The following is a 15,104-nucleotide window of genomic DNA, read 5'->3' as shown; positions in this document are numbered from 1 at the left end:
TTTAGGCCCACTTACCGGCCATCGTCATCTGGGATTCAAAGGGCATTTCGCCGCCTTTGAGCAAGATATTCCAGTAAATCCAGCGGAAGGCCATCTTGCCCCAGTGATTAGCAGCCGATTCCTTAAGTAATGAGAATGGCCCAAATCCGGGCAGCGGGAACTTGCCGGGCAGCGGTTCGACATCGTAATTGAAATCAATCAAGATGCCTTTTTCAAAACCCGATTCAATATAGCAGTTGGCATGCCCGTCAAATTTTGGCAGCGGTTGCAACCCTTCCATGTGACGTAAGATATTCTCAATCATTACATCCAGCATAAAGTGCGCCACCGATCCGGCTTTGGAGGTGGGAGCGTTTCCGGCATCGCCAATTACCCAGATATTTTCCCATTTGTCCGATTGCAGTGTGTGTTTGTCAATCGGAATGTAGTTAAGTTCGTCGCCCATGCCAGAGCGTTCGATGACCTCAGACCCCATATTGGTTGGAATCGTGATAAGCAAGTCGTAATTGATCTCGCGCTCATCCCATGAACGGATGACTTTTTTCTCGTTGTCCACGGCTCCGATATTGAAATCCGGCTCCAGGATGATACCTTTTTGCTCCAGCATATCGCCCAGAACAGATGAAGCGCGCGGTTTGGTGAAAGCGCCATCGAGCGGGGTAGCAAATACGATTTCAACATCGTCGCGAATGCCGCGCTCGTGGAAAAACCAATCGGCAAGGAATAAAAACTCAAGTGGAGCGACCGGGCATTTGATGGGCATCTCGGTGATATTCAATACCATACGCCCGCCCTTCCAGAATTTCAGGAAGCGGCTCAATGCGGTAGCGCCTTCGATTGTATAAAAATCGAATTTATCTTCGTACCAACCATCCTCAATCATGCCTTCGGTTTCTTCAGGATGAGTCTGCGTTCCGGTGGAGACAACCAAATAATCGTAGTTGATCACTCGGTTTTCTTTGGTCAGTTTGACGCGATTTTGGTCGGGTTCAATAATCTCGATATCCGATAGAATGAATTCGACATTATGGGGGATGAAATCCCGTTTGGGTTTGACAACATCACTAGGGCTGTAAATGCCGAAAGGGATAAACAAGAACCCGGGCTGATAGTAGTGGGTCTCATATTTATCGACAATGATGATGCGCCATTCGGAAGGGTCAAGCTCGTGGGCCATTTTGTTGGCGACCATTGTGCCACCGGTGCCAGCCCCGAGAATTAAGAAAGTCTTCATATGGAAACTCCTGTATGGATATTAATATAACTGTTGCTAAACGGATTCTGCAAGTTCACTCTGGTCTTGCAAGCGGCTGGCGAGTACAGCGCGTAGTAAGTCCAGGGCTTCGATAATTCGTTGATCGCTAAGCGAATAATAAACGGCTTGTCCTTCACGCTGTGCTAATACCATTTGACGCTCGCGTAACACCTTTAGATGGCGCGACACCGTGGGTTGGGGGATATTGAGTACCTCGCCAAGCTCGCCAACATTGTGCGGTTTTTCGTGAAGGGTGTATAAAATCAGAATTCGGTTCGGGTCCGCAAGCCCGTTACAGATTTGGGCATGTAAACGATTGATTTCTGCTCGTAAAGATGACATATATTTCTACCTGTTTCAACTTATGAAGCTATGCGCCTATTTGAATAAGGTAAGCATACTTTAACAGAGCCTGCATAGTTCACTAAGTGATGTAAATCACAATACGAGGAGATGAATGTAATTTAGATATATTATGTCAAATTACAGCAAAGTTAATTTTGTCAGTTAAATGTCACGAATGGGGCATACTATTCGTGTTTGGCGTATAATTACTTGAGCATCTCGCGCTAGAAAAAACGAGAAATGAGATAAGTACATATGATTGAGCTTACACGTCTTAAAACATTTATCTATGCGGCCGATGAACTCAGTTTCTCTGAGGCCGCGCGCCACTTGCATATAACTCAGCCCACGGTCAGCCACCATATTAAGGCGCTGGAAAAAGAACTAGATGTTCAATTGTTTGATCGTACTGGAGCAGGATTGCGCTTGACCGAGGCTGGGCGTTTGCTTTTACCCTGGGCAAGAAAAGTGCTACGCGATTCGATTGAACTTAAAGGGATGATGGACGCACTACATGATGGCGTAGTTGGTGATTTGCGAATTGCGTGTAGCACTACCGCTGGGAAATACGTTCTGCCTCAATTAGCAGCGCGTTTTTCGCAGCGCTACCCGGGTATTCAGGTAAGTATTTTGCGTTGTACGCCTGAGCATATTGTTCCCCGATTGCTGGATGGCGAAGCCAACTTGGGCGTTGTCAGTTACGAAATGTATTCAGAAGAGATGGAATTGCAAGAGTTCTTTGAAGATGCTATTACAATGGTAGTAGCTTCAGATCACCCTTGGGCTTTGCGTTCATCAATCCAGCCTTCAGAAGTGATTGGCGAACCGATATTAATGCGTGAAGAAACGGCAGGAACGCGGCGGGTGGTGCTATCGGAATTGGCGAAGCATGATATTAGCCTAGAAGATTTAAATATTTTCATGCAATTAGGTAATGCAGAAGCAATTGTGCGCACCGTCGCGGCTGGATATGGGATTTCATTTGTCTCGTCATTGGCGACTGAGTGCCTCTTAGAGAGTGGTAAGGTAGTTAGTGTTCATGTTGAGGGATTGGAACTTAGCCGCAAAATTTATATGGCGCGCAAACGTTTGGCACCCCCACATCGACCACAGGAGGCTTTCTGGGGATTTGTACATGATTCTGCAAATTTAGATTTGCTTCAGTTAGCCGATGCCCGTTAAAAAGACGAGGCTCCTTTCCAAACGTGGAGAGGGGCCTCGTTTATATGGAATTAATTGTCGCCTTAGGTGATAGGTGTTTCTTTATCCTTGTTGCAGCAATACATCCAGATAGCAGCAAAACCAACCACAAAACCGATGGCCACGCCTGCTATCAATGCGGTGATGATAAATAAACTCATTGCCTCCTCCTTCATCAGAATGTAAATGTCTGTGCGGCGCCTTCGATATCCATCAAATATGGCGGAGCCTTTTTTATCAGGATGCGCTCATCGCGCAAATCTTTGGGGGAGATGCCCTTATTTTCCAGAGCCAACTCACAGAGCACGATCTCGCCACCCAAGTCCAGAATATCGTTGAACAACCCAACCGGGTTGGGCAAACCTTTGGGGGTGCCGAGTTTTTCCAATTCCCCCTTGAGAACCCATTTGGCGCCAGCAGGGCAGATGAAAACATGCACCTCATAATCCAGACTCAGGCCCGATGTTGAGAATATCAACGTTGGCATGATGCTGGCGGGTGTATCGCCATTGCAGACAATCGCCATTTTTTCCACGCTAATCTCCTTTTGCTAATTGTTTTGCGGTTTCACAAAAATCAGGTAGGCAGTAAGCCAGGCACCTAATGCAATCGCGATCGCGGCTACAAAAGACCCAATGGAAAGCTGGGGAATGCCACTCAAGATATGGGTGACATTGCAACCGCCCGATGTGACGGCTCCGAAGCCCATAATCAGACCGCCTAAGAAGGCCTGGCCGATCATGGCCGGTTTGGGGAAGCGGAACTTGAATTCGCCCGCGATCAAGGCGGCGATGAAAGCGCCAATGACGATCCCCAAGACCATTGCGGCAATCCAGTTGACGGCCTGGTCTTCGACTCTTAGGATGACCACCTTGACCCATTGGATCCAGCCTGCGGTGATGCCTAGGGGATAATTGCGGCCGGCAGCAGCGGATACAGGGAAAGAAATGATGCCCACGATGCCAATTGCAATTCCGGTAGTCAGCCAGTTCCAAGGCCTCTTGAAAAAAGACACTGATTTGTTGACAGCCAGATCATCAGCCCCATTTTTGCGGGCCATCAGATACCAAATCGCCCCTGCCAGCAGGGCGATGATCAAAGCTAAAATCCAATAGGGCACGCCGAGAATATTCGCCAGGGTCAAATTTGCATCATCTGCTGTCTTTACGATGGTGCTGGTTTGCAAAGAATCTTTGATTGGCTTCAAAAATCCCATTGCGGTCAGGGTTCCGGTTGTAGCCAGACCGATGACGGCGGCCAGCGCACCCATCATGCCTTCACCCACCCGGTAGGTGATGCCGCTGGCGCAACCGCCAGCGATGACCATGCCGATGCCAAAGATGAAACTTCCCACCAGGTTTGCTCCCCAAAACAAGGGCTTGGGGTTGATAGTTATCAGCCCGGCAGCGTCCATAATGGCAAAGCCTACCATTTCAACCAGGATGGCGATACCGACTGATTTGAGTAAAGTGTAATCTTGCAGTAAGGCAGTATCTCGAATTGCAGAATTCATACAGAAGCGGCCCCGTTGCATAACGAAGCCAAAGATGATCCCTACGATCAGACCAGATATTACGGCAGTAGTCATTGATAATCCTCCAAATATAGCTAGTGTTTTATTTGAGTCCGTATGCTTCAATTAACATGCGGTGGTTAGGTCCATCGATTTGTTCCGTCGACAAGAGCTTATGGCCTTGCTTCTTTAAATTGCGAGGAATCCGCTCGACAGACATCGGGTAATCCAGCAGCACTTCCAGGATTTCTCCCTTCCCCATCTTTTTGAGCGTGGTGATGGTATCCATATCGGGATAGGGGCAAATTTTTCCGCATACATCAAGGGTTTTTGTGGGGGTGATTATTTCTTCCATAAGTTTGTTCTCCAAAGTGTTAGTAGCTGAAGGCGAGTGATGCGCCTTCAATTTCGAACATGAATGTGGATGCCATCATGATTTCTACGCCTTCGCGCAAGTCTTCTGCGTTGATGTCATGAATGGGCATACCGAGTTCGCATAAGATTATGCGGCCATCAAGTACTTGAATGGATTCATACAGGTGTAGCGGATCGGGCTGGCCTTTTAGCCCCTGGAATTTCTCCAGTTCGCCCTTCACCAAAACTTTTGCCGCACCAGGCTGGAAGAACATGAACACTTCTTCCCCGCTCGTGGCGATGGAAGCCGCCATAACCAGCGCGGCCATGACGCTTTGGGCGTCGTCGTGGTTGAGAACAACCACCATTTTGCCAATATCTTCAGACAAAACTCACCTCCTAAATTAAGTGTAAAAAAAACTATATTTTTCTAATCGGCTGCTGCGGCTACTGCCCCAGCTAGTTCTCGGTTATGTTCTTCCGCTCTAACTTTGACCGCCTTGAAATAAATTGCCAGTGGACGGTAGTAGAGGTGTGCCCATTTGCCGAAGGGAACTTCGAGAATGAGCATCGGAGCGGTGAATGCCATGTGGATGATGTAGATGTAATAGGTTGGCAGTGGCAGCCCCATATAGCGGAAGATGTGCAGCAGGATGCCGGTGAGGGCGACTGCGAAGAGCAGCACAGGGAAGATCCAATCGCTGGCGTGCGAGAAGCGATGCGCTTGAATTCCCTTTTTAATGCGTCCCCAGAGGGCATATCCCGCGCCCCAAAGCAAGACGATAGTGGCGTAATAGCCGAGCCAACGCTGCGGATGGTAGAGCGGATAGATATTGTCGGTCTGGAACCAGGAGAGGAAGAAGATGATCAGCACGAGCATCAGCCCGTAGCCGCTGACAAGCAGCAGGTGGGTAATGCGGGCGATGCGTTCCTGCGTCATCTCTTTATTTTCAACATCTTCTTCTACGCAGGTATCCCATTCTTTTTGGGTCAGCCCGTGAACAATCAATTGCCAGGCTTCTGAGATATAAATTGAGAGCGGGATAGCGGTCTGATTGCCAGAAAGCATGACTTTCTTGTACATGGTCAGGATATTGCCGCCGATGAAGAGCAGCAGGAAGCCTGCCATGATCCAATCTGCCATGTGGACGACGTGGAGCGGGGCAAAGGTGTTGAGTTCCACGCTATCCGTCACCATTGGTCCGCTAAAGAAGACGAAAGCCAGCATGACGAGAATGGCAAGTAAAATCATCGAGCCGAATTCCCAGACTTTGGAGGTATAGAACTTTCCTGCCAGCCCCGTCCAATCGTATCGAGCGGTTAGCCAGCGGCGGGCAGCCATCATCGTTTCGCCAGGTTCTGCGCCTTTCGGGCAGGTCTCCGAACAATCGCCGCAGTAATAGCAGAGCCACGGATCGAGGCTTTGCGACATTCGTTCTTTATGCCCGATCTGTACCATGCGGATCATGTTGCGTGGAAAAGCGTATTCATCGCTGGTGAGCGGGCAGATGGCGGTACAGTTGCCGCAGTTGAAGCATTTCTCAACGCCGATTGCGCCGAATTTTTTCAATTCTTTCAGAAGAGTAGGGTCAACTCGAGTTGCCATTACGCTTTCTCCTCTGCACGTTTATACAAAATATATTCGCCACACATACCTTCTTCGGCGACCACGTCATATTTTTTTAGGGCAGTGATATGCCACAAAACCTGATGAGTGGGCATCTCAACTGCCACGGCGATCTCGGGCACGGTCTTGGGCGTATCTCGGATCGCCTTACAAATCTCACGATGGATGCGCTTATGCTCTTTGAGCAGAGCTTGAGTGTACTTTACGGTTACGCTATGTTCTTTGCGCAAGTTTTTTAGCATCTCAGCGCGTGCGCGGGCTTCTACTTTATTCATGCTGGCACCTCCATCAATTCCCATAGATCAAGGGCGATAGCGTCTACCATGGCATCGTATTGATCCAATGTCCAGCCTTGGATGTCGATAGCCCGATTCGGGCAGGCGCTCACGCATCCGCCACATCCCGCACAATTTGCAGGGGTGACGACAGCGCGTCTCACATCTTTTCCGTTGACGTTGACCGTTTCCATCGTTATCGCATCCTCGTACTTACAGACTTCGATGCAGTCTCCCGTCCCGTCGCATTTTGATGGGTCAACATAGGCAACAAATGGATCGAGTTGCACTTCTCCCTGCCCTAGCAAAACGGAAACTTTCACCGCCGCCGCCGAAGCTGCCGCAACACTTTCTTGAATAGTCATTGGTCCTTGCGCTGTGCCAGCCAAAATCACGCCATTGACGGCGGTCTCGACTGGTTTCAATTTGGGATGCACTTCTGCGAGGAAACGATCTACGCTGCGCGAGACTTTGAGCATTTTTACAAGGTCGTCAATTTGCGTTGGCAACATGCCGACTGCCAATACAACTAAATCAACAGGGACTTCCAATTCTTCGCCCCAGGTCAGATGATCTTTAGCGCGTACCAGCACGGGATGAGTATCTCCGGCAGGGGCGGCGACCACTTCGGGACGCTCGTTACCGTGGAAGCGCAGGAAGCGCACCATGCCTTCGAGAGCTTCTTGATAATAGGTTTCATGTCCACGCCCGTAGGTGCGGATGTCTTCGTAGAAATCGTAAATATTGGTGTCGGGGAAACGCTCACGTAGCTCGTTTGCCATGTGTAAAGTTGCCGTGCAGCAAACGCGGGAGCAGTAGTTGTTGACTTGCCCATCCGCCTGGGGTTTGTGAACGCCTTCGAGTTCTCGGCTGCCCACGCAATGGATCAGGGCGATGTCGTTAACCGCGCGTCCAGCCCAGGTCAGGGTGGGTGTCGTCTTATCCAATGCCAAATGGCGAATCAATTGGGGCAGCGTGACCACCTCGGGGAGTTCCTTGTAGCCATATTCCCCAAGGCGCGGTTCATAGGGTGTAAATCCGGTTGCCACGACGATTGCGCCGACTTTCAAGTCGAAATTCTTGGGTTCGTTATAAAAGGTGGTCGGCTGCCCATTGATGACAATCGGCTCGCCATCGTAGTTCTCCCAATCCACCGCGGGGGTGGGCGGGTAGCAGCCCGGATAAGCCTTGTAAATCACCTTGCGCTCGGTCAATCCATAATTGAAGGCATCGGGGACTTTTGGCATATTTGCATCCAGCACGGCTTCGGCAATATCTTCACGAATACCGCGCGATTGCTCTTGGATTTTGATTTGATAATCGCCCACATAACCAGAAACACCGGTCACTTCTGCTTGGGTAAAGATCGTGATTTTGGGATGCGAAACCACTTTTTGGATCAGCGTTTCTAGCGTGGTACAGGCATCTTCATCGGTTGGGAAAATCTTGCTAAGCTGCGCCATGCGTCCACCTAAAAAGGGTGATTTTTCAATCAACGTGACGCGAATGCCGCGCCGTGCTGTATCCAGCGCAGTGCGTAACCCCGCCACGCCGCCGCCGATGACCAGTGCGTGTTGTTCTGCCGCCAAGCGGATTGGCTCAAGCGGTTCGAGCAGCCGTGTTTTGGCAATGCCCGCCGCCATCAGATTCAGAGCTTTGCAAGTCGCACCATCACAGTCGCATTTTGAAACCCAGCTATCCTGCTCACGCAAACCAACGTGGTGGTAAAGATATGGATTCAGCCCCGCACGAGCCACTGTTCCCCGAAAAGTTTGCTCATGCAGCGAGGGCGCACACGCCCCCACAATCACGCGGTTGATACCTTTTCCGGCGATGTCTTTCTCTATCAGTGCTTGCCCCGCATCCGAGCACATCGACATATCTGTTCGCGAGATGACCACATTTGGCATATCGCCCATTACTTTTGAAACATGCTCACAATCAACCACATCACTGATATTTCCGCCGCAATAGCAGGTATAAACGCCAATGCGGATTTCTTCAGCTCTCTTTTTAGGATTGGTGGATTCAGACATGCGCCACCTCCATTTCTGTTTCTTCGGCTTGCGCGCCTGTGTCTGGAGCGGAGCGTAAGGTATGGATTTGGACTTGCTCCCGTTTTTCAGCCATATACGCTGCCGATTCCATTGCCGCTGCCCCCGCCATAACAATGCTGTCTACGATATCCATCGGTCCCGCCGCTGCGCCGGTTACGAAGATTCCTTCGCGATCGGTCACGCAAGGGGCGGAATTTGGCTCTGGCACATAGACAAAGCCATCATCCCCAGCCGGGATTCGGTAAATAGGCACAGTGTCGTAGCTCGGTAACATCCCCACCGAAAGAACGATCATATCGTGTGTCCGCTCAACGATTTTCGAACCGTTGTCAATAGCTTCCAATTTTACAACCGGGTTTTGATGTTCATCTTGTGTGATTTGCGCCACTTTGCCGCGTATAAATTCCACGCCCATTGCTTTGGCATTCTGATAGAACTGCTCATAACCCTTGCCAAAAGCGCGGATGTCCATGTAATAAATGGTGATGTCGGCAAGCGGTAAAGAGCCAGAGATGAGCATTGCTTGTTTGATCGCGTACATGCAGCACACGCGGGAGCAATACTCCACACCCAATGTTTGGTCACGGGAGCCAGCACACTGCACATAGGCTATCGAGTCGGGCTCTTTGCCATCGCCTGGGCGCAGGATGCGTCCATAAGGTCCCGTTGGAGCCAGCAGACGTTCCATCATCAGCCCATCAATTACGTTATGCAGTTCGCCCGCGCCATATTCTTTTTTGGCATCGCGCGGCGTGGTCTCAAACCCCGTTGCCAGAATAATCGAATCTGTTTGCAACTCGAAAGTTTCGGGCTGCTGGCCAAAGTCAATACAACCAACCGGGCAGGCTTTTTCGCATTTGCCGCAGAGGATGCAGTTTTCCATATCCAAAACAGCGATTTGCGGCACGGCTGTCGAAAAGGGGACGCGCACGGCGCGGGTTGCGCCCATATTTAGGTCAAAGGGGTTGCGAAGGTCAATCGGGCAGGCATATTCGCACATTCGACAACCTGTGCAAGCATCTGCGTCGAGGTAGCGTGGTTTTTGCAAAATGGTGGTCGTAAAGCCATCACCATTTTCTTCAACCGCCTGCACCTCGCAATAAGTGAAAAGTTGGATATTTTCGTGGTGGGCTACGGCCGACATTTTTGGGGTTGTGATGCAGCTACAGCAATCCAGCGTGGGAAAAACCTTGCTGAGGGCAATCATCTTTCCGCCGATGCTGGCTTCTTTCTCCACCAGCGCAACTTGGTAGCCTTGATCTGCAAGGTCTAACGCAGATTGCATCCCCGCGATGCCGCCGCCCATCACCAGAGCGTCAACTTGAAGAGTGTTCAAGGTAGTCTCCATATCACACCGCCACCGGGCTGGTCATCTCGTCGCGGACAAAACCGATCCCATCAAGTAATTTATCTATTTGCTTGACTTCTTTCAGGAAGGGTTTGGTGCAAACGGTGCAAATTGCTGCCAGTCGCAACCGACGAGTGTCAATGCCGCGCTCTTTCATCAGCGGATAAGTTTGGTTAACCAGCATGGCAGCTCGTTCGGGTCCGCCTTTATAGGAGCTGTCGGTGCCGCTGTACATCACTAAAATTGCGTCAATGCCCTGCTCGAAGCAGCGCATATAAAATTCTTCGGGGAACATACAGGGGCATAAAACGGGTAAGATATAGCTGTTCGTGGGGTAGTCAGCGTGCAACTGTCCCACCGAATCTGCGCCTGCGTAGCCTCCTGATATGGTCGCCAAAATTAGTATTTTAGGTCTGTGTCTTGTGGGGTTTTCTGCCATAAGGTTGTCCTTAATTGCGTGTTGTGTATGTGTAGGTGACAGTCACCTATTCGCGTCGTTTTAGGTGGCTGTCACCTCAACTTTGACACTACTTCAGTCGTTTAAGGAATAGTCGCTCGTAGCCATCGGCAACCAAATCGCCGAGATACTCATGCCCAACCTTCTGACACCAGCGCGGCATGTCGTTCTTGGTGTTGGGGTCGCCAGCCCAGATTTCAAGCACTTCATTTACTTTGACGCTGCCAATGCTTTTCTTGGCTTCTAGCAGCGGACCAGGGCAGGCCATAGCGCGCGCATCGACAATTTTTGCAGCTTCGAGTGTAGTTAGATCAGTCATTTTTAGGCTCCTTATTAAGTGGCTCTGAATATTGTGTATGTAGCATAATTGGACAGGAATCGGTTAACTCATTCTCGGCAATGCGATAGAAGATTGTTTTGCCATCCCGCCGTGCGCTGAGAATGCCCTTGTCTTTCATCAGGCGTAAATGTTGAGATGTATTTTGCAAGGAAATATCAAGTGTTTTGGCAATATCGCCGACCGACATCTCATCTTCGCCGAGTGTCCAAGCGATGAGTACCCGGCGTGTATTGCCAAAAATACTGCAAAAAGAAGCTCGCTTGCGGGCCAATTTTCTTACGGCTTCATCCATCAGAATTTCCTGAAAACAATCATCAAATTGCTTAATTGCGAGACTGTACAATATATATCGCCTTCGCCCCGAGTAAGTCAGTATGTAATGTCATCAGCGGTATAAGGATATTCAATAGCAACCAATAGATAATGTTTATAGTGTGATTGTTGGGGAACCGCGTCTCCACAACGCACAGTATGGGGGCATTCTGGTTTATAATAGGCATAGTGGTTTGGTGGCGTGCATATTACGGTAATATCCGTTCTTTATTGTTATCAAAGGAGGCATGGGGATGAAGAAACCGCGCGGGCTTAAAAACAGGGAAGTTCAACTAGATTTGAATCTGTACCGGGTGAGGGTGCCGATTCCTGCACTGGCGGATGTATCGCTGAGTGTGATTGATGTTTTTCCGGATGGGGCAGAACAGACCCTGGTGCTGGTGCATGGTTACGCGGGATGTGCTGAAACCTGGGAGTATCAAATTAACCATTTCAGCCATCAGTATCGGGTTGTGGTTCCTGATCTGCGCGGGCATGGTCAGAGCGATGCCCCCTTTACGGAATACACCATGCCCGAACTGGTGGCGGACATCAACGCCATTGCCGACGCGCTGAATCTGCCCGAAAAATTCGTGTTGGTGGGGCATTCCTTCGGGGGTTCGATCTGCGCCGAGTATGCCGCCGCACACCCCGAACGCTTGGAAAAGCTCGTCCTGATCGCCACCGCCGGGGAATATCCCCTCCCCAGGAGCGCAGCCTTGTTGTCGCGCGTCCCCGTAGCCGTATTCCAACCCCTTTGGAAATATCGCCCGCGCTGGAACGCCGAAGTCCATGTGATGAAACGCATGATGCTCAATAATCTGCGCAAGTGGAAAGGGTGGGATGTGCTGGCGAAAATCTCAACGCCCTCGCTGGTGATTACCGGCGAGCGCGATCGCTATTTTCCGCGCTGGGCTTTTGATCGTGCCAGCGAGGCTGTGCCCGGTGCCGAGGTGATGGATATTGGCGCGTCGAAACACAAGGTTCAACTGGAGCGCCATCAGGCGGTGAACCGCGCCATTGAACGTTTTATTCAACAGACCGATGAAGGGCGGCGGATGTCATGGCGTGAGCAGGGTGGTAAATCGCAACTGATGCGCAGCCGACCCTGGCTGAACAGCTATGGCAAATTCACACCCTTTACCTGCCCTATTCCACGTCAGCCTTTGCCACGTTTTTTGGAGATTGCCGCCGAGCAGGTGCCGAACCAGATTGCTACGATCTTCTACGGCTCAAAACTAACCTATCGCCAACTCGATCGGCGCGTTAATCAGTTTGCGCATGCCTTGCACGGTATGGGCGTGCAGCCCGGCGATCATGTGATGGTGGTCTTGCCCAATATGCCCCAGATGATGATGGCCTATTACGCTACGCTGAAGATTGGTGGTGTGGTGGTACTCTCGAACCCCGAAGCTGATGCCGCCCAGATTTTGAAACAAATCCGGCAGACGGATGCCAAAGTTCTGATAACGCTGAATGAATTTGGCGAGTTGGCGCGCGTCATCCAACAGCAGATCCCCCTCAAAGTGATTCTGGCCGATATTCGCACTGTACTTTCTGTGCGGGTTTATAAGCAGTTGATGGCGCGTTGGCAAGCCGCCGGTTTTCAACTGCACGAAGAAGCGCCTCCAGGGCTGGATTACTCCATGATGGATCGCCAAATGATGGACGCGCCCTGGGAACCGCCTGATTATCAGGCCGATTTTGACGATATGGCTGCAATCCTCTATACCAGTGGCACCACCGATGAGCCAAAAGGCGTTTGTCTGACGCACGCCAATCTGGTGGCTAACGCATTGCAAACTCGCCACTGGATTCCCGATGTGCAGTACGGTGAGGAGACTTTCCTGGCTGTCATTCCCCTGACGCACAGTTATGGCATGACCACGGCCATGAATATCCCCATTTGTATCGGGGCGACGGTTGTGCTGCTGCCGGTCTTTGAACTTGAACAGGTTTTGCAGCATATCCAGGAATATAAACCGACGATATTCCCTGGTGTGCCCTCGATCTATGCCTTGATCAATCAGGCTCCCGGGGTGCGCAATTATGGCCTGTCTTCGATTAAAGCCTGTATCAGCGGAGCCGCTCCGCTGCCAGTGGAAGTTAAGGAAGCCTTCGAGAAGTTGACGCGCAGCCGATTAGTGGAAGGATATGGCCTTACCGAGTCGGCGCCGGTGACCCATGCCAATCCGCTCAACGGCATGGACCGCGCCGGTTCGATTGGCATCCCCATCCCAAACACCGATGCGAAAATCGTCAACCTGGTGAGCGGAGAAGACCTGCCGCCGGGTCAGATTGGCGAATTATTGGTCAAAGGCCCACAGGTGATGCCGGGGTATTGGCAGCCGGATGCGCTTGCCGAGCCAGAAACTGTACTCGAAGATGGCTGGCTGCATACCGGCGATGTGGCTGTGATGGACGCTGACGGATTTTTTACCATTATCAGCCGCAAACGTGATACCATCATGGCCGGTGAGTTTAGTGTGTACCCGCGCGATGTGGAAGAAGTGCTCTACGAAAACAGCAAAGTGCTCGAAGTCGCCGTAGTTGGCATCCCTGCTGGCGCGGGCGGACAGAAGATCAAGGCGTTTGTTGTGCCGCGTCCGGGAACGAATCTTTCACAAGATGAACTGCTGGACTTGTGCCGCAAACGCCTGGAGGCGTACGCAGTCCCCTGGGAAATTGAATTCCGTGAAGATTTACCCAAATCATTTGTCGGCAAGGTGCTGCGCCGAATGTTGGTTGAAGAATAATATTATTGCCACAGAGAACACAGCGTGCATGGAGAAAATCTCTCCGCGTTCTCGGTGCGCTCTGTGGCTAAACCTGATGAACGCGTGACTGAAAGAAACTTTGAAAAACCAATGCTCCCTCGAATTGTGCAAATTCTAGCGATAACAACCCCAACGCTTCTTCTTATCTTTGGCGCGCTGGTCTGGTTGAATCCAGAGTGGCTGATTCCTCGTTTACGGCGCAGTTCGCCAGAAGTGCTATATTCTATAGAAACCCAACAACCGATTGTGGCAATGACGATTGATGACGGTCCCGATGCCGAAGATTCTCAAAAAATTTTGCGCGTCCTCAACGAGTATGATGCTCACGCCACATTCTTCGTCATTACCGATCATATTTCAGGTAACGAAGGCATACTCAGACAAATGATCGCCGAGGGGCACGAACTGGGCAATCATCTAACTGCCGATGAACCAAGTATCCAGCTTCCGATAGATGTATTTGAGGATAAATTGCTCCAGGCCGACCGCGTCCTCTCGCAATATGCTGAAACGCACTGGCTGCGTCCCGGTTCGGGCTGGTATAACGATGAGATGTTGGAAGTGATCGCGGAATACGATTATCAATGCGTTCTGGGTTCGGTGTATCCTTATGACCCGCAAATTAATATCCATTGGTTTTCGGCTTTTTACGTCTTGTGGAAAATAAAACCCGGTTCGGTCATCATTCTTCACGATCACGGCACGCGTGGCGCACGCACGGCCAAAGCGTTGGAAATTATCCTGCCCGCGTTGGCGCGCCGCGGCTATCAGGTGGTGACATTGTCTGAATTGGTGGACCGAAATGGCAGCCACCCCTAAAGCCGTGTGTTAGAATCGCATCAAATCATGAATCAGAATAACACCCCTTCGGTTGGCTTCTACATCCCGGCAGCCATCATACTCTCTATTGGCGGCTGGGGCGGGTTGTTGGCTGTAATCTACTATACACTGCCCACACTTGGCCCACGCTGGTTATTTTTCTTTTTATTGGTTTTGGGGGTCAGTGGTCTTGTACTTCCCATATCTGCGTACCTAAATCGCCGATTTCCGTCAAAACCACCGGCCACTGTGTTTACAGTTATCCGCGAAGCCCTTCTGGTGGCTTTTTTTGCAGCCGCGCTGATCTGGCTTCAGATTGGGCGCGTGCTCACACCGGCGCTGGTCATATTATTTGGGCTGAGCATTGGCGGGGTTGAATTGCTCATTCGTTTGCGTGAACGCAGCCGCTGGAATCCCTAATCACA

The 15,104-nt window shown here is 50.7% G+C and carries 17 protein-coding genes; 4 read left to right on the top strand and 13 right to left on the bottom strand.

From position 1 onward, the window contains the following. Nucleotide 1: 1 nt before the first annotated feature. Nucleotides 2–1,234, bottom strand: coding sequence for an NAD(P)/FAD-dependent oxidoreductase (locus HN413_12120; protein ID MBT3391144.1), 1,233 nt, complete (start codon nucleotides 1,232–1,234; stop codon nucleotides 2–4). Nucleotides 1,235–1,270: 36 nt separating this feature from the next. After that, nucleotides 1,271–1,597, bottom strand: a complete 327-nt coding sequence (locus HN413_12115; GenBank protein ID MBT3391143.1) for a winged helix-turn-helix transcriptional regulator — start codon at nucleotides 1,595–1,597, stop codon at nucleotides 1,271–1,273. Between the two features lie 258 nt (nucleotides 1,598–1,855). Here HN413_12115 and HN413_12110 point away from each other — a divergent pair, with 258 nt between their 5' ends. Then, nucleotides 1,856–2,782, top strand: a complete 927-nt coding sequence (locus HN413_12110; GenBank protein MBT3391142.1) for a LysR family transcriptional regulator — start codon at nucleotides 1,856–1,858, stop codon at nucleotides 2,780–2,782. Nucleotides 2,783–2,975: 193 nt separating this feature from the next. Here HN413_12110 and HN413_12105 read toward each other — a convergent pair whose 3' ends face one another. From HN413_12105 to HN413_12055, 11 genes are all read right to left on the bottom strand, one after another. Then, complete coding sequence (locus tag HN413_12105; GenBank protein ID MBT3391141.1) at nucleotides 2,976–3,335, bottom strand: hypothetical protein; 360 nt, start codon at nucleotides 3,333–3,335, stop codon at nucleotides 2,976–2,978. 15 nt (nucleotides 3,336–3,350) lie between these two features. Next, nucleotides 3,351–4,388: a YeeE/YedE family protein gene (locus HN413_12100; protein ID MBT3391140.1), complete on the bottom strand. Its 1,038-nt coding sequence runs from the start codon at nucleotides 4,386–4,388 to the stop codon at nucleotides 3,351–3,353. A gap of 28 nt (nucleotides 4,389–4,416) precedes the next feature. Continuing rightward, on the bottom strand, nucleotides 4,417–4,668 hold the full coding sequence (locus tag HN413_12095; GenBank protein MBT3391139.1) for a hypothetical protein: 252 nt from the start codon (nucleotides 4,666–4,668) through the stop codon (nucleotides 4,417–4,419). Between the two features lie 19 nt (nucleotides 4,669–4,687). Next, on the bottom strand, nucleotides 4,688–5,056 hold the full coding sequence (locus HN413_12090) for a peroxiredoxin (GenBank protein MBT3391138.1): 369 nt from the start codon (nucleotides 5,054–5,056) through the stop codon (nucleotides 4,688–4,690). 41 nt (nucleotides 5,057–5,097) lie between these two features. After that, nucleotides 5,098–6,273, bottom strand: a complete 1,176-nt coding sequence (locus tag HN413_12085) for a 4Fe-4S dicluster domain-containing protein (GenBank protein ID MBT3391137.1) — start codon at nucleotides 6,271–6,273, stop codon at nucleotides 5,098–5,100. Further along, complete coding sequence (locus HN413_12080; GenBank protein ID MBT3391136.1) at nucleotides 6,273–6,569, bottom strand: hypothetical protein; 297 nt, start codon at nucleotides 6,567–6,569, stop codon at nucleotides 6,273–6,275. The genes HN413_12085 and HN413_12080 overlap by 1 nt, the downstream gene beginning before the upstream one ends. Next, nucleotides 6,566–8,605 (bottom strand): CoB--CoM heterodisulfide reductase iron-sulfur subunit A family protein, encoded by a 2,040-nt coding sequence (locus tag HN413_12075; GenBank protein MBT3391135.1) that lies wholly within the window; start codon nucleotides 8,603–8,605, stop codon nucleotides 6,566–6,568. Before HN413_12075 ends, HN413_12080 begins: the two co-directional genes overlap by 4 nt. Continuing rightward, complete coding sequence (locus tag HN413_12070; protein ID MBT3391134.1) at nucleotides 8,598–9,974, bottom strand: CoB--CoM heterodisulfide reductase iron-sulfur subunit A family protein; 1,377 nt, start codon at nucleotides 9,972–9,974, stop codon at nucleotides 8,598–8,600. Before HN413_12070 ends, HN413_12075 begins: the two co-directional genes overlap by 8 nt. Before the next feature lies 1 nt (nucleotide 9,975). Continuing rightward, nucleotides 9,976–10,413: a hydrogenase iron-sulfur subunit gene (locus HN413_12065; protein MBT3391133.1), complete on the bottom strand. Its 438-nt coding sequence runs from the start codon at nucleotides 10,411–10,413 to the stop codon at nucleotides 9,976–9,978. Between the two features lie 88 nt (nucleotides 10,414–10,501). Then, nucleotides 10,502–10,750 (bottom strand): sulfurtransferase TusA family protein, encoded by a 249-nt coding sequence (locus HN413_12060; GenBank protein ID MBT3391132.1) that lies wholly within the window; start codon nucleotides 10,748–10,750, stop codon nucleotides 10,502–10,504. Continuing rightward, nucleotides 10,743–11,063 (bottom strand): helix-turn-helix transcriptional regulator, encoded by a 321-nt coding sequence (locus HN413_12055; GenBank protein MBT3391131.1) that lies wholly within the window; start codon nucleotides 11,061–11,063, stop codon nucleotides 10,743–10,745. The genes HN413_12060 and HN413_12055 overlap by 8 nt, the downstream gene beginning before the upstream one ends. Before the next feature lie 274 nt (nucleotides 11,064–11,337). On the opposite strand from HN413_12055, the gene HN413_12050 reads away from it, so the two are divergent. From HN413_12050 to HN413_12040, 3 genes are all read left to right on the top strand, one after another. After that, nucleotides 11,338–13,839 (top strand): alpha/beta fold hydrolase, encoded by a 2,502-nt coding sequence (locus tag HN413_12050; GenBank protein MBT3391130.1) that lies wholly within the window; start codon nucleotides 11,338–11,340, stop codon nucleotides 13,837–13,839. Between the two features lie 111 nt (nucleotides 13,840–13,950). Continuing rightward, entirely contained in the window at nucleotides 13,951–14,679 is a 729-nt protein-coding gene (locus tag HN413_12045) for a polysaccharide deacetylase family protein (protein MBT3391129.1), read from the top strand. A gap of 27 nt (nucleotides 14,680–14,706) precedes the next feature. Further along, on the top strand, nucleotides 14,707–15,099 hold the full coding sequence (locus HN413_12040; GenBank protein MBT3391128.1) for a hypothetical protein: 393 nt from the start codon (nucleotides 14,707–14,709) through the stop codon (nucleotides 15,097–15,099). Nucleotides 15,100–15,104 lie beyond the last annotated feature (5 nt).

The sequence above is a fragment of the Chloroflexota bacterium genome (assembly GCA_018648225.1).
Taxonomy (GTDB): Bacteria; Chloroflexota; Anaerolineae; order Anaerolineales; family UBA11858; genus NIOZ-UU35.
The sequence above is the reverse complement of the archived record's forward strand: the minus strand, read 5'-3'. Positions and strand labels throughout refer to the sequence as shown.

What these genes read in the sequence shown, in the direction of transcription:
- HN413_12040 (MBT3391128.1), top strand. Translation starts at nt 14,707, where the DNA reads ATGAATCAGAATAACACCCCTTCGGTTGGCTTCTACATCCCGGCAGCC.
- HN413_12095 (MBT3391139.1), bottom strand. Translation starts at nt 4,668, where the DNA reads ATGGAAGAAATAATCACCCCCACAAAAACCCTTGATGTATGCGGAAAA.
- HN413_12050 (MBT3391130.1), top strand. Translation starts at nt 11,338, where the DNA reads ATGAAGAAACCGCGCGGGCTTAAAAACAGGGAAGTTCAACTAGATTTG.
- HN413_12060 (MBT3391132.1), bottom strand. Translation starts at nt 10,750, where the DNA reads ATGACTGATCTAACTACACTCGAAGCTGCAAAAATTGTCGATGCGCGC.
- HN413_12085 (MBT3391137.1), bottom strand. Translation starts at nt 6,273, where the DNA reads ATGGCAACTCGAGTTGACCCTACTCTTCTGAAAGAATTGAAAAAATTC.
- HN413_12120 (MBT3391144.1), bottom strand. Translation starts at nt 1,234, where the DNA reads ATGAAGACTTTCTTAATTCTCGGGGCTGGCACCGGTGGCACAATGGTC.
- HN413_12070 (MBT3391134.1), bottom strand. Translation starts at nt 9,974, where the DNA reads ATGGAGACTACCTTGAACACTCTTCAAGTTGACGCTCTGGTGATGGGC.
- HN413_12100 (MBT3391140.1), bottom strand. Translation starts at nt 4,388, where the DNA reads ATGACTACTGCCGTAATATCTGGTCTGATCGTAGGGATCATCTTTGGC.
- HN413_12080 (MBT3391136.1), bottom strand. Translation starts at nt 6,569, where the DNA reads ATGAATAAAGTAGAAGCCCGCGCACGCGCTGAGATGCTAAAAAACTTG.
- HN413_12075 (MBT3391135.1), bottom strand. Translation starts at nt 8,605, where the DNA reads ATGTCTGAATCCACCAATCCTAAAAAGAGAGCTGAAGAAATCCGCATT.
- HN413_12115 (MBT3391143.1), bottom strand. Translation starts at nt 1,597, where the DNA reads ATGTCATCTTTACGAGCAGAAATCAATCGTTTACATGCCCAAATCTGT.
- HN413_12065 (MBT3391133.1), bottom strand. Translation starts at nt 10,413, where the DNA reads ATGGCAGAAAACCCCACAAGACACAGACCTAAAATACTAATTTTGGCG.
- HN413_12110 (MBT3391142.1), top strand. Translation starts at nt 1,856, where the DNA reads ATGATTGAGCTTACACGTCTTAAAACATTTATCTATGCGGCCGATGAA.
- HN413_12055 (MBT3391131.1), bottom strand. Translation starts at nt 11,063, where the DNA reads ATGGATGAAGCCGTAAGAAAATTGGCCCGCAAGCGAGCTTCTTTTTGC.
- HN413_12045 (MBT3391129.1), top strand. Translation starts at nt 13,951, where the DNA reads ATGCTCCCTCGAATTGTGCAAATTCTAGCGATAACAACCCCAACGCTT.